A 13404-nucleotide genomic window follows, 5' to 3' on the forward strand; every position below is an offset into this window, starting at 1 on the left:
ATGCCACGCTGCTTTTGGTGTACCGACGATCCGTTGTACCAGGCCTACCATGACCAGGAATGGGGGATGCCGCAGCGCGATCCGGCCGTGCTGTTCGAGATGCTTTTGCTCGAAGGGTTCCAGGCCGGCCTGTCCTGGATCACCGTATTGCGCAAACGCGAGCGCTATCGCGAGGTGCTGCACGGCTTCGATCCGGCCAAGCTGGCGCAGCTGAGCGACGCGTCCATCGAGGTATTGATGCAGGACCCTGGCATCATCCGCAACCGCCTCAAGCTCACGGCGGTGCGGCGCAACGCCCAGGCGTGGCTGGCTGTGGATAACCCTGCGCAGTGGCTCTGGTCGTTCGTCGGCGGCGAGCCGAAGATCAACCACTTCCAGGCACGTAGCGATGTGCCGGCGGTGACCGACGAAGCCAAGGCCATGAGCAAGGCGCTGCGCAAGGCCGGCTTCACTTTCGTTGGCCCGACCATCTGCTATGCCTTCATGCAGGCTACTGGCATGGTCATGGACCACACCACCGATTGCGATCGCTACGCCGCGTTGCAGCCCTGAAGGGTTACAATGCGCGCCTTGCTGAAATAAGGAACTGCCTGTGGAAAAGTTCAAGGGCGCCCTGATGGTCGGGGTGCTGCGCCTGTTTGCCAAGCTGCCCTGGGGCGCTGTGCAGCGTGTCGGTGCCGGGATCGGCTGGCTGATGTGGAAAATCCCCAACGGTTCACGCAATGTCGTGCGCATCAACCTGGCCAAGTGCTTTCCCGAAATGCCGGCCGACGAGCGAGAGCAGCTGGTCGGCCGAGCGTTGCGTGATATCGGTAAATCCTTCGTGGAAAGCGCCTGTGCCTGGATCTGGCCGCCCCAGCGCTCGCTCGATCTGGTCAAGGAAGTGCATGGCCTGGAGGTACTCGAACAGGCCCTGGCTTCCGGCAAGGGCGTGGTCGGCATCACCAGCCACCTGGGTAACTGGGAAGTGCTCAACCACTTCTACTGCAACCAGTGCAAGCCGATCATCTTTTATCGCCCGCCCAAGCTCAAGGCAGTCGATGACTTGCTGCGCGAACAGCGCGTGCAGATGGGCAACCGTGTAGCGCCTTCGACCAAGGAAGGCATCCTCAGCGTGATCAAGGAAGTCCGTCGCGGCGGGCAGGTGGGCATCCCCGCCGACCCGGAACCGGCCGAGTCGGCGGGTGTGTTCGTGCCGTTTCTCGGGACCCAGGCGCTGACCAGCAAGTTCGTCCCCAACATGCTCGCCGGGGGCAAGGCGGTCGGGGTGTTCCTGCATGCCCTGCGCCTGCCGGATGGCTCAGGCTTCAAGGTGTTCCTCGAAGCTGCGCCGGAAGAAATGTACAGCACCGATGTGAACGTCTCGGCAGCGGCCATGAGCAAGGTGGTCGAGCGCTACGTACGTGAATACCCGAGCCAGTACATGTGGAGCATGAAGCGCTTCAAGAAGCGCCCGGCTGGCGAACCACGCTGGTATTGAGATCCTGGGGCGCCTGGCGCCCCTGCGCCTTCAAGCTTTGTTGAGTTTTTTCAGGAAAACGGTCATCTCTTTCTCGGCCTGCTTGTCGCCATGCGCCTGCGCGGCCGCAATCCCGTCCTCCCAAGCCTTGCGCGCCGCTGGCATGTCCCCGAGCAACTGGTACGCCTTGCCCAACAGCTTCCATGCTGCCGAGTACTTTGGGTCCTGCTCCACACATTTGGCGAGGTGCACGGCCGCCTCTGCGCCATGGCTTTCATCCAGCCAGGCTTTGCCCAGGCCAAAGCGCAACAGTGGGTTATCCACACCCTTGGCCAGCATTTTTTCCAGCGATTCGCGCATGCCCCCTGCTCCTAGAAGAAACTCAAGCCGACGTGGAACAGCTTCTCCACGTCGCGGATGTGCTTTTTATCCACAACGAACAGGATCACATGGTCACCCGACTCGATCACTGTGTCGTCATGAGCGATCAGCACCTGTTCGGCGCGAATGATCGCACCGATGGTGGTCCCAGGTGGCAAGGTGATGTGCTCGATGGCCTTGCCGACCACCTTGCTCGACTTGGCATCCCCATGAGCCACCGCTTCGATGGCCTCGGCCGCGCCGCGGCGCAGCGAGTGCACGCTGACGATATCGCCTCGGCGTACATGCGCCAGCAGGGTGCCGATGGTGGCCAACTGGGGGCTGATGGCGATGTCGATATCACCCCCTTGCACCAGATCGACATAGGCGGGATTGTTGATGATGGTCATTACCTTGCGCGCGCCCAGGCGCTTGGCCAGCAGCGACGACATGATGTTGGCCTCGTCGTCGTTGGTCAGCGCCAGGAAGATATCGGCGTCGGCGATGTTTTCCTCGAGCATCAGGTCCTTGTCCGACGCACTGCCCTGCAGCACCACGGTGCTTTCCAGGCTATCGGACAGGTGCCGGCAGCGTGCCGGGCTCATTTCGATGATCTTGACCTGGTAACGGCTCTCGATGGCTTCGGCCAGGCGTTCGCCAATCTGCCCGCCGCCGGCGATGACCACGCGCTTGTTGGTTTCGTCGATGCGCCGCAACTCGCCCATCACCGCGCGAATGTCCTTCTTGGCGGCAATGAAGAACACCTCGTCGTCCGCCTCGATGACCGTGTCGCCACGCGGGGTGATCGAGCGGTCGCGGCGGAAAATGGCCGCTACGCGCGTATCGACGTTGGGCATGTGCGCGCGGATCTGCCGCAACTGCTGGCCCACCAGCGGGCCGCCGTAGTAAGCCTTGACCGCCACCAGCTGGGCCTTGCCCTCGGCGAAGTCGATGACCTGCAGGGAGCCCGGCTGTTCGATCAGGCGCTTGATGTAGTTGGTCACCACCTGTTCCGGGCTGATCAGTACATCGACCGGAATATGGTCGTTGTCGAACAACTCCTCGCGGGTCAGGTAGGCCGATTCGCGAACCCGGGCGATCTTGGTTGGGGTATGGAACAGCGAATAGGCGACCTGGCAGGCCACCATGTTGGTTTCATCGCTGTTGGTCACCGCAACCAGCATATCCGCGTCGTCGGCACCGGCCTGGCGCAAGACCGTGGGCAGCGACCCGCGACCCTGGATGGTGCGGATGTCCAGGCGATCCCCCAGATCGCGCAGGCGGTCGCCATCGGTGTCGACCACGGTGATGTCGTTGGCTTCGCTGGCCAGGTGCTCGGCCAGCGTACCGCCTACCTGACCCGCGCCGAGGATGATGATCTTCATCCGCTACTCCTACCTTGAGACTTATCCGCGCGCTGCGGCGATCTTGATCAGCTTGGCATAATAGAAGCCATCGTGGCCGCCTTCCTGGGCCAGCAACTGGCGCCCATGGGGCTGGCGCAGGCCGGCCTCGGTGGCCAAGTCCAGCTCGCGGGCGCCCGGGGTACGGGCGAGGAAGGCTTCGATCACTTCGGTGTTCTCGGTGGGCAGGCTCGAGCAGGTGGCGTAGAGCAACATGCCACCCACTTCCAGGGTCGGCCACAGCGCGTCGAGCAACTCACCCTGCAGCGCCGCGAGTGCCGGGATGTCCTCGGCCTGGCGGGTCAGCTTGATGTCCGGGTGGCGGCGGATTACGCCGGTGGCCGAGCACGGCGCATCGAGCAGGATGCGTTGGAAGGTCTTGCCGTCCCACCAACTGGCGGTATCGCGGGCATCGCAAGCGATCAGCTCGGCGTCCAGTTGCAGACGCTCGAGGTTTTCGCGCACCCGCGTCAGGCGTTTGGCTTCCAGGTCTATGGCCACCAGCTTGGCCAGCCCAGGCTCGGTTTCGAGCAGGTGGCAGGTCTTGCCGCCCGGCGCGCAGCAGGCATCGAGCACGCGCTGGCCTGGCGCCAGTTCGAGCAGCTCGGCAGACAGCTGCGCCGCCTCGTCCTGCACGCTTACCCAACCTTCGGCAAAGCCGGGCAGGCCCCGTACATCGCAGGCAGCGGCGAGCACGATGCCGTCGCGGCTGTAGCGGCAGGGGCTGGCTGCTACGCCAGCTTCGGCCAGCATGCCAAGGTAGGCATCGCGGCCATGATGGCGTCGATTGACCCGCAGGATCATCGGCGGATGCGCGTTGTTGGCGGCGCAGATCGCTTCCCACTGTTCTGGCCAGAAAGCCTTGAGCGATTTCTGCAACCAGCGTGGGTGCGCCGTGCGCACCACCGGGTCGCGCTCCATGCTGGCCAGCAGTGCTTCACCCTCGCGCTGGGCGCGGCGCAGCACGGCATTGAGCAGGCCCTTGGCCCATGGCTTTTTCAGCTTGTCGGCGCAGCCTACGGTCTCACCAATGGCGGCATGGGCCGGAATGCGGGTATAGAACAGTTGGTACAGCCCCACCAGCAGTAAAGCCTGCACATCGGCATCGGCGGCTTTGAACGGCTTTTGCAGCAGCTGCGCCGCAAGCAGATCCAGGCGGGGTTGCCAACGAGCTGTGCCGAACGCCAGGTCCTGGGTCAGGCCGCGGTCGCGCTCGTCGACCTTGTCCAGTTGCGCGGGTAGAGAACCGTTCAGTGAGGCCTTGCCGTTGAGCACGGCAGCCAAGGCGCGGGCGGCAGCCAGGCGCGGGTTCATTGGCCAAGCACCTTGCCGGTGGCGAATTTCTCGCGCCGGCTGTTGAACAGGTCGCTGAAGTTCAGCGCCTTGCCGCCAGGCAATTGCAGACGGGTCAGGCTCAGTGCCTGGTCTGCGCACGCCACGATCAGCCCATCCTTGCTGGCACCGAGGATCTCGCCGGGCGCGCCCTGCCCTGAGCACACGTTGGCACCGAGCACTTTCACGCTCTCGCCGTCGAGGGTGCTGTGGCACACCGGCCAGGGATTGAACGCACGGATCAGCCGCTCCAGCTCGGCCGCCGGGCGTGCCCAGTCGATGCGCGCTTCATCCTTGTTCAGCTTGTGTGCATAGGTAGCGAGGCTGTCATCCTGCACTTCACCGTGCAACGACCCGTCTGCCAGCCCGGCAATCGCTTGGACCACGGCGTCAGGCCCCAACTGGGCGAGGCGGTCGTGCAGGCTGCCACCGGTGTCATCGGCGGTGATCGGCGTGACGACCTTGAGCAGCATCGGCCCGGTGTCCAGGCCGGCTTCCATGCGCATCACGGTTACGCCACTCTCGGCGTCACCCGCCTGTACGGCACGCTGGATCGGCGCCGCGCCGCGCCAGCGGGGCAACAGCGAGGCGTGACTGTTGATGCAACCCAGGCGTGGAATGTCGAGCACCGCCTGCGGCAGGATCAAGCCGTAGGCCACCACTACCATCAGATCAGGGGCGAGCGCGGCCAGCTCAGCCTGGGCATCGGCGTTGCGCAGGGTCTGCGGCTGGTACACCGGCAGATCATGGGCTACGGCCAGGGCCTTGACCGCGCTTGGCATGAGCTTCTGACCGCGCCCGGCCGGGCGGTCTGGCTGGGTGTAGACCGCCACGATCTCGTAGGGGCTGTCGAGCAGGGCTTTGAGGTGTTCGGCGGCAAACTCGGGAGTGCCTGCAAAGACGATGCGCATGGAGTTCTCGCTTGCAAAAAAGAAAAAGGCTTGCCGGAGCAAGCCTTCTGGAGGTGGGGATCAGGCTTGCTGGCGGTGCTGCTTTTCCAGCTTCTTCTTGATCCGGTCGCGCTTGAGCTGCGACAGGTAGTCGACGAACAGCTTACCGTTGAGGTGATCGAACTCGTGCTGGACGCAGACTGCCAGCAGGCCTTCGCATTCCAGCTCGAACGGCTTGCCGTCACGGTCCTGGGCTTTTACCCGCACGCGCAGCGGACGATCGACGTTCTCGTAGAAGCCCGGCACCGACAGGCAGCCTTCCTGGTACTGGCCCATGTCGTCGGTCAGCTCCTCGACGCTGGGGTTGATGAACACGCGCGGTTCGCTGCGATCTTCGCTGAGATCCATCACCACGACCTGCTGGTGCACATTGACCTGCGTCGCCGCCAGGCCAATGCCGGGCGCTTCGTACATGGTTTCAAACATGTCGTCGATCAGCTGACGCAGGGCGTCGTCGAACACCGTCACCGGTTTGGCGAGGGTGCGCAGGCGCGGGTCTGGGAATTCGAGAATGTTCAAGATGGCCATAAGGTCAGGCAGTCACTGTGCGGTCGGTTGAAAACTGAACACACATAATAAAGGGAAACGGGCATTTCAGCACCTGGCAAGCTCATCTAGGGTGTCTATGGGGCCGATAGCCCCCAGCAAATCGACAGCTTTTCAAACTGTTACCCACACACTTATCCACAGGTTGCACATGTGGCGAACACCCTGATTCGATCAAGGACGATCCCTATGCAGACCCACCATTCGTCGCCCGTGTCGCCGGCCGAACTGGAAGCGCGACTACGCTTGCACCGCCTGCCAGATGTCGGTCTTCGGCGCTTCAACACGCTTATCGAGGCCTTTGGCAATGCCGCGTCGGCGCTCAGCGCACCGGGCTCGGCCTGGCGCGCATTGGGCATCACGCAAGCGGCCATCGATGCCCGACGCAGCCCCGATGTACGTGATGGCGCACTAGCTGCAATGGCCTGGCTAGAGCATCCGGGCCAGCATTTACTGATGTGGGACCGCCCGGACTATCCTCAACTGCTGGCCCAGATCGACGACGCTCCGGCACTGCTGTTCGTCGCCGGCAACCCAACATTGCTGGAGCGCCCGCAGCTGGCGATCGTTGGTAGCCGTCGAGCGACGCCGCCGGCGCTCGATACCGCCGGGGCCTTTTCCCGGCAGCTGGCCCAGGCAGGTTTCGCCATTACCAGCGGCTTGGCCCTGGGCATAGACGGCGCCGCCCATCGGGGCGCGCTGCAGGTCGGGGGAGGCACGGTTGCAGTGCTTGGCACGGGCCTGCAAAAACTTTATCCACAGCGCCACCGCGACCTTGCTCAGGCGATCGTGCAGAACGGTGGCGCCCTGGTTTCAGAGTACCCACTCGACGCAGGCCCATTGCCCGGAAACTTTCCCCGGCGCAATCGCATCATCAGTGGCCTGGCCCTGGGCGTACTGGTGGTTGAAGCGAGCCTGGCCAGTGGTTCCTTGATCACTGCGCGTCTGGCGGCCGAGCAAGGTCGGGAGGTGTACGCCATACCAGGCTCGATCCACCATCCAGCGGCCAAGGGCTGTCATCAGTTGATTCGCGATGGTGCACTGCTGGTCGAGACTGTCGGTCAGATCATCGAGAGCCTCAAAGGCTGGCAGAACCTGCCACCAGCCGTCGCGCACGCGCCGACGCATCCTCTGCTTGCCCTGCTGCATGCAGCGCCCCAGACTAGCGAGGACCTGGCGCATAACTGCGCGCAGCCGCTGGCCAAGGTGCTGGCACAGCTGACCGAGCTGGAGCTCGATGGGCAGGTCAGCAACGTGGGCGGGCGTTGGTTTGCCCGCGCCGGCTAAGTACACTGCGCGCAGGTACGTTCAAAGAGGCGGGAGACGCAAATGGTGAGCAGTTTTCGTGTGCAACAAGCCGCACGTGAGATTCGGGCGGGCGCAGTCATCGCCTACCCGACAGAAGCGGTCTGGGGCCTGGGCTGCGATCCCTGGAACGAGGATGCGGTGTATCGCCTGCTGGCGCTGAAGTCGCGGCCTGTGGATAAAGGCTTGATCCTGGTCGCCGACAATATCCGCCAGTTCGACTTCCTCTTCGAAGATTTCCCCGAAGACTGGATCGACCGCATGGGCAGCACTTGGCCAGGCCCCAACACCTGGCTGGTGCCGCATCAGGATCTGTTGCCGGAGTGGGTCACCGGGCAGCATGACACCGTGGCCCTGCGCGTCAGTGACCACCCGCAGGTGCGCGAGTTGTGCGCGCTGGTTGGGCCCTTGATTTCCACTTCATGCAACCCAGGCGGACGCCCGGCCGCCAAGACCCGCTTGCGTGTCGAGCAATATTTCCACGGCCAGCTGGACCTGGTGCTGGGCGGCGCACTGGGCGGGCGCAAGAATCCGAGTGTGATCCGCAACCTGGCAACCGGCGAGGTCGTGCGCCCGGGTTGAGGCTGTTGGGAGCCCTCGCGCCTGAGAGCTCCCTAGCTCAAGGCAGCAATACCGTAGACCCCACCGTCTGGCGCGCCGACAGCGCGGTCTGCGCCTGGGCCGCCTCGCTCAGTGGATAGCGCTGCTGGATATCCACAAGCAGTTGGCCACTGCCAATCATGGCGAATAGATCATCGGCCATGGCCTGGGTGTTCTCGGCAGTGTTGGCGTAGGTCGCCAGGGTCGGCCGGGTTACGTACAACGAACCTTTCTGCGACAAGATGCCCAGGTTCACCCCACTCACCGCGCCCGAGGCATTGCCGAAGCTGACCATCAGACCGCGAGGTTGCAGGCAGTCCAGGGACGTGAGCCAGGTATCGGCACCAACGCCGTCGTAGACCACCGGGCACTTCTTGCCATCGGTCAGCTCCAGCACCCGCTTGGCCACATCCTCATGGCTGTAGTCGATGGTCGCCCAGGCGCCGAGCGCCTTGGCCCGTTCGGCCTTTTCTGCAGAGCCGACCGTGCCGATCAACTTGGCGCCCAGCGCCTTGGCCCACTGGCAGGCCAGCGACCCTACCCCACCGGCTGCGGCGTGAAACAGGATCACCTGGCCCGGCTGCACTGCGTAGGTCTGCTTGAGCAGATACTGTACCGTCAGCCCCTTGAGCATGACGGCAGCGGCTTGTTCGAAACTGATGTGCTCGGGCAGTTTGACCAGGTTGGCCTCGGGCAGTGTATGCACTTCGCTGTAGGCGCCCAATGGGCCGGTGCCGTAGGCCACGCGGTCACCGATCTGCAGCCGACTGACGCCCTCACCGACGGCCTCGACCACACCCGCGGCCTCGGTGCCTACGCCCGAAGGCAAAGAAGGCGGTGCGTACAGGCCGCTGCGGAAATAGGTATCTATAAAATTCAGGCCAATCGCATGGTTGCGCACGCGCACCTGGCCAGGCCCAGGCGGGGCGGGGTCGAATTCCACAAGCTGCAGTACTTCAGGGCCGCCATGCTGGCTGAACTGGATACGCTTGGCCATCTTGCACTCCTGGTGTCGGCATCGGAAAAGGCCCTCTATCGGACGCCTTTGCTTGATCGCCGTCAACTGCGGCGTGCTGGCTGGCGATGGTATGCTAGCCGGCGAATTCTTCCCTGCCCGTTCCTGGTGACCCGATGACTAGCCGCACCGAGGCCGTGAAAGCCTACCTGCTCGACCTGCAAGACCGCATTTGCCACGCGCTTGAAGCCGAAGACGGCGGTGCCCGCTTCGTCGAGGATGCCTGGGTGCGCGAAGCAGGCGGCGGTGGCCGTACGCGGGTGATCGGTGACGGTGCGTTGATCGAAAAAGGCGGCGTCAACTTTTCCCATGTGTTCGGCGCCGGGCTGCCGCCGTCGGCCAGTGCCCATCGTCCTGAGTTGGCAGGACGCGGCTTCGAGGCCCTTGGGGTGTCGCTGGTGATCCACCCGCACAACCCTCACGTACCGACCTCCCACGCCAATGTGCGTTTCTTCATCGCCGAGAAGGAAGGCGAAGAGGCGGTCTGGTGGTTCGGCGGCGGCTTCGACCTGACGCCGTACTACGCCCACGAAGAAGACTGCATCCACTGGCATCGCGTCGCCGAACAGGCCTGCGCGCCGTTCGGCGCTGACGTCTACCCGCGCTACAAGGCGTGGTGCGATCGCTACTTCCACATCAAGCACCGTGGCGAACCGCGCGGTATCGGTGGGCTGTTCTTCGACGACCTCAACGACTGGGACTTCGATACCTGCTTCGCTTTCCTGCGGGCGATTGGCGATGCTTATGTCGAGGCGTACCTGCCAATCGTCCAGCGTCGCAAGCACCTGCCCTTCACCGCGCAGCAGCGTGAATTCCAGGAATACCGTCGCGGCCGCTACGTCGAGTTCAACCTGGTCTACGACCGTGGCACGCTGTTTGGCCTGCAGTCTGGCGGCCGTACAGAATCGATCCTCATGTCGCTGCCGCCGCAGGTACGCTGGGGCTACGACTGGAAGGCCACGCCTGGCAGCGATGAAGCTCGCCTGACCGACTATTTCCTGCAGGACCGCGACTGGCTCGGCCAGTGAATCTGGACAACCAAGGAGCCCGTCATGGATCAGTACGTCGTTTTCGGTAACCCCATCGGCCACAGCAAGTCGCCGCTGATTCATCGTCTGTTCGCCGAGCAGACCGGCGAGGACCTGGAGTACGCCACCTTGCTGGCGCCTGTGGATGAGTTCAGCGACTGCGCGCGCGGGTTCTTCAAGCAAGGCAGCGGGGCCAATGTCACCGTGCCGTTCAAGGAGGAAGCCTATCGGCTGTGCGATAGCCTCACCCCGCGCGCCCAGCGCGCGGGCGCGGTGAACACGCTGAGCAAGCTGGCCGATGGCACGCTGCAGGGCGACAACACCGACGGCGCGGGGCTGGTGCGCGACCTCACGGTCAATGCCGGCGTGCCGCTGGCCGGGAAACGCATCCTCATCCTGGGTGCCGGTGGCGCCGTGCGCGGTGTGCTGGAGCCGATCCTGGCGCAACAGCCGCAATCGCTGGTGGTAGCTAACCGCACCGTAGAGAAGGCCGAGCAGCTGGCGCGTGAGTTCGATGAGCTGGGGCCGGTCGTCGCCAGTGGTTTCGCCTGGTTGCAGGAACCGGTGGACGTCATCATCAACGCCACCTCGGCCAGCCTTGCCGGTGAACTGCCGCCGATCGCCGACAGCCTGATCGAGGCCGGGCGTACGGTCTGTTACGACATGATGTATGGCAAGGAACCGACGCCGTTTTGCCAGTGGGCCGACAAGCTGGGCGCCGCCAAAGTGCTCGATGGGTTGGGGATGCTGGCTGAGCAGGCGGCCGAAGCCTTCTTCATCTGGCGCGGGGTGCGCCCCGACACCGCGCCGGTGCTGGCCGAGCTGCGTCGGCAGCTGGCGCGGGGGTGATGACCGGCCTTCCCCTGTGAGCAGTCCACAGCCCCAGGGGAAGAAAGGTTGCCGAACACTCAGAGCTTGGCCTTGACCGCCTCGACAGCGTTGCCTCCGGCTTTGGTGGTCACCCCGGAGAGCCAACCGTCGAGGCTCTGCGGGTGTTGGTTGACCCAATTGGTCGCAGCCTGATCGAAGCTGACCTTCTTATCCACAACCTCGGCCATGATGGTGTTCTCCGCCTCCAGCGTGAAACTCAGGTTGGCCAGCAGCTTCGCCGCGTTGGGGCATGCCTGTGGATAACCCTTGCGCACAAGGGTGAATACCTCGCCTTTGCTGCCGAACCACTTCTCGCCGCCGCTCAGGTAATGCATGTTCAGCTTCACGTTCATCGGGTGTGGCGTCCAGCCCAGAAAAACGATGAACTGCTGTTTTTTCACCGCACGGTCCACCTGCGTCAGCATCGCCTGCTCGCTGGACTCCACCAGTTTCCACTGGCCCAGACCGAATTCGTTGGCGTCGATGATCTGTTTCAGTGACAGATTGGCCGGGGCGCCCGAACCAATGCCGTAGAGTTTCTGCTCGAACTGCTTGGCGTGCTTTTGCAGGTCCGCGAAGTCTTTGATGCCGGCATTCCACACGTAGTCGGGAACCGCCAGGGTGAACTCGGTGCCTTGAAGATTGCGCGCGAGCTGTTGCACATCGCCGGTAGCGACGAATTTGTCATGAAAGCCCTGCTGCGCCGGCATCCAGTTACCCAGAAACGCGTCAATGCGGCCATCCTTGAGACCGCCGTAGATAATCGGCACGGCCAGGCTGTCGATCTTCACCTGATAGCCCAAGCCCTCGAGCAGCAGCTTGGCGACTGCGTTGGTCGAGGCGATGTCGCTCCAACCGGGGTCTGCCAGCTTCACGGTGGCGCATTGTGCGTCATCATCGGCTGCTTGAGCGTTGACGGCAGCGACGCTGAGCGCCAGAGCCAGGAAAGTGGTGGACAATGTGTGCATCGCGGCCTCTCTTCTCAATCCATGGGTGCGGGCTGTGGATAACGTGCCTTGCGCTCGAGGTCATCGAGATCGATGTGGTTGCGCATGTACTGTTGGCTGGCGTCCACCCAGGGTTGGTGGTCCCAGCTGCTCAGCTTGCCGATGGCCAGCGCCTCGGCCACCAGGCGGCGGCGCCGCTGGCTGGCCAGCACCTGCTCACGCAACTGGGGTATGTTCCAGCGCGTGCGGGCTTCATCGACGAATGCCTGCAGCAGCGCCTGGTGATCGGCGCTGCCGGTGAGGTTCTCCCGCTCGTGCGGGTCGCGACTCAGGTCATAGAGTAGGCAAGGGTCCTCTTCGCTGTATATGAATTTATAGCGGCCTCGGCGAATCATCATCAGCGGGCCGAGCGTTCCTTCGGCCATGTATTCGCCGATGACTTCGTCATGCCCGCCCCGCCCTTGCAAATGGCCAAGCAGCGTTCGCCCATCCAGGTGCAGCTGGTTATCCACAGCCCCCCCGGCCAGCTCCACCAGCGTCGGCAGCAGGTCACAGGTCGACACTGAGGCGCTCACACGCCTGGCGGCAAAGCGCTTGGGCGCGTGCACCAGCAGCGGCACGCGGGCTGCCATCTCGAACCAGTGCATCTTGTACCAGAGGCCGCGCTCGCCGAGCATGTCGCCATGGTCACCGGAGAACACGATCAGCGTGTCGTCGGCCAGACCGCACTCATCGAGGGTCTGCAACAGCTGACCAATGTTGTCGTCGATATAGCTGCAGGCGCCAAAGTAGGCGCGCCGCGCATCGCGGATCTTGCTCGCCGGCACGGGCTTGTCCCACAGGTCGTAAACCTTGAGCAGCCGTTGCGAATGCGGGTCGAGCTCAGCCTGGCCGAGCTCGGCGCGTGGCATGGGGATATCCACCGCCTCGTAGCGATCCCAGTAACGCTTGGGGATGGTGTAGGGGTCATGCGGGTGGGTCATCGACACCGTCAGGCAAAACGGCTGTCCGGGGTGTTCGCGCACATGGTCGTACAGGTACTGGCGGGCCTTGAACACCACTTCTTCGTCGAAGTCCAGTTGGTTGGTACGCACGCACGGCCCGGCCTGCAGCACCGATGACATGTTGTGGTACCAGCTGGGCCGCACGTCAGGCGCGTCCCAGTTGACCGCCCAGCCGTAGTCCGCCGGGTAGATATCGCTGGTCAGGCGCTCTTCGTAGCCATGCAACTGGTCGGGCCCACAGAAGTGCATCTTGCCAGACAGCGCGGTGCGGTAGCCCAGGCGGCGCAAATAGTGAGCGTAGGTCGGTGTGTCTGCGGGGAAATCGGCTGCGTTGTCGTAGGCGCCAATGCGGCTGGGCAACTGGCCGCTGACCAGGGTGAAGCGCGACGGTGCGCAGAGCGGGCTGTTGCAGTAGGCCGAATCGAAGACCACCGCCTGTTCGGCAAGGCGACTCAAATGCGGCATGTGGATCGGCGAGGGGCCGTAGATGGGTAGCAAGGGCGCGGCCATCTGGTCGGCCATGATGAACAGGATATTCGGACGCGACATGACAGTTTCCATCGTTGAGGATTATGCGAAGCACTT

At 63.7% G+C, this 13404-nt stretch carries 14 protein-coding genes; 6 read left to right on the forward strand and 8 right to left on the reverse strand.

The window, feature by feature from the left end:
* Both FS665_RS05735 and FS665_RS05740 read left to right on the forward strand, forming a co-directional pair.
* The gene (locus FS665_RS05735; RefSeq protein ID WP_145184698.1) at window positions 1-552 is read left to right on the forward strand and encodes a DNA-3-methyladenine glycosylase I; all 552 of its coding nucleotides are present in this window, start codon (window positions 1-3) and stop codon (window positions 550-552) included.
* Between the two features lie 40 nt (window positions 553-592).
* The gene (locus tag FS665_RS05740; RefSeq protein WP_145184700.1) at window positions 593-1480 is read left to right on the forward strand and encodes a lysophospholipid acyltransferase; all 888 of its coding nucleotides are present in this window, start codon (window positions 593-595) and stop codon (window positions 1478-1480) included.
* 30 nt (window positions 1481-1510) lie between these two features.
* On the opposite strand, the gene FS665_RS05745 is transcribed toward FS665_RS05740, so the two are convergent.
* Genes FS665_RS05745 through def form a run of 5 tightly spaced genes read right to left on the reverse strand, consistent with a single transcriptional unit; the run spans window position 1511 to window position 6032 of the window.
* Window positions 1511-1819, reverse strand: coding sequence for a tetratricopeptide repeat protein (locus tag FS665_RS05745; protein WP_145184703.1), 309 nt, complete (start codon window positions 1817-1819; stop codon window positions 1511-1513).
* Window positions 1820-1830: 11 nt separating this feature from the next.
* A complete protein-coding gene (gene trkA / locus FS665_RS05750; protein WP_145184706.1) occupies window positions 1831-3204 on the reverse strand; it encodes a Trk system potassium transporter TrkA in 1374 nt (457 codons plus the stop codon).
* Between the two features lie 21 nt (window positions 3205-3225).
* Window positions 3226-4536 (reverse strand): 16S rRNA (cytosine(967)-C(5))-methyltransferase RsmB, encoded by a 1311-nt coding sequence (gene rsmB / locus FS665_RS05755; protein WP_145184708.1) that lies wholly within the window; start codon window positions 4534-4536, stop codon window positions 3226-3228.
* Window positions 4533-5465, reverse strand: coding sequence for a methionyl-tRNA formyltransferase (fmt, locus tag FS665_RS05760; RefSeq protein ID WP_145184711.1), 933 nt, complete (start codon window positions 5463-5465; stop codon window positions 4533-4535). Before fmt ends, rsmB begins: the two co-directional genes overlap by 4 nt.
* Window positions 5466-5525: 60 nt before the next feature.
* Window positions 5526-6032, reverse strand: a complete 507-nt coding sequence (gene def / locus FS665_RS05765) for a peptide deformylase (RefSeq protein WP_145184714.1) — start codon at window positions 6030-6032, stop codon at window positions 5526-5528.
* Window positions 6033-6239: 207 nt separating this feature from the next.
* Here def and dprA point away from each other — a divergent pair, with 207 nt between their 5' ends.
* Together dprA and FS665_RS05775 are read left to right on the forward strand one after the other, a co-directional pair.
* The gene (gene dprA / locus FS665_RS05770) at window positions 6240-7337 is read left to right on the forward strand and encodes a DNA-processing protein DprA (protein ID WP_145184717.1); all 1098 of its coding nucleotides are present in this window, start codon (window positions 6240-6242) and stop codon (window positions 7335-7337) included.
* A gap of 42 nt (window positions 7338-7379) precedes the next feature.
* A complete protein-coding gene (locus FS665_RS05775; protein ID WP_145184721.1) occupies window positions 7380-7937 on the forward strand; it encodes an L-threonylcarbamoyladenylate synthase in 558 nt (185 codons plus the stop codon).
* A gap of 37 nt (window positions 7938-7974) precedes the next feature.
* On the opposite strand, the gene FS665_RS05780 is transcribed toward FS665_RS05775, so the two are convergent.
* Complete coding sequence (locus FS665_RS05780) at window positions 7975-8952, reverse strand: NADPH:quinone reductase (RefSeq protein WP_145184723.1); 978 nt, start codon at window positions 8950-8952, stop codon at window positions 7975-7977.
* Between the two features lie 134 nt (window positions 8953-9086).
* Between FS665_RS05780 and hemF the strand changes: the two genes are divergently transcribed.
* Entirely contained in the window at window positions 9087-9998 is a 912-nt protein-coding gene (gene hemF, locus FS665_RS05785; RefSeq protein ID WP_145184727.1) for an oxygen-dependent coproporphyrinogen oxidase, read from the forward strand.
* A 24-nt stretch (window positions 9999-10022) separates the two neighbouring features.
* Complete coding sequence (gene aroE, locus FS665_RS05790) at window positions 10023-10847, forward strand: shikimate dehydrogenase (RefSeq protein WP_145184730.1); 825 nt, start codon at window positions 10023-10025, stop codon at window positions 10845-10847.
* Between the two features lie 59 nt (window positions 10848-10906).
* Here the strand turns inward: aroE and choX are convergent, their stop codons facing one another.
* Together choX and betC are read right to left on the reverse strand one after the other, a co-directional pair.
* A complete protein-coding gene (choX, locus tag FS665_RS05795; RefSeq protein ID WP_145184734.1) occupies window positions 10907-11836 on the reverse strand; it encodes a choline ABC transporter substrate-binding protein in 930 nt (309 codons plus the stop codon).
* A gap of 14 nt (window positions 11837-11850) precedes the next feature.
* Window positions 11851-13368, reverse strand: a complete 1518-nt coding sequence (gene betC / locus FS665_RS05800; protein ID WP_145184737.1) for a choline-sulfatase — start codon at window positions 13366-13368, stop codon at window positions 11851-11853.
* Window positions 13369-13404: the final 36 nt, after the last annotated feature.

The organism is Pseudomonas sp. URMO17WK12:I11 (genome assembly GCF_007677725.1).
Taxonomy (GTDB): domain Bacteria; phylum Pseudomonadota; class Gammaproteobacteria; order Pseudomonadales; family Pseudomonadaceae; genus Aquipseudomonas.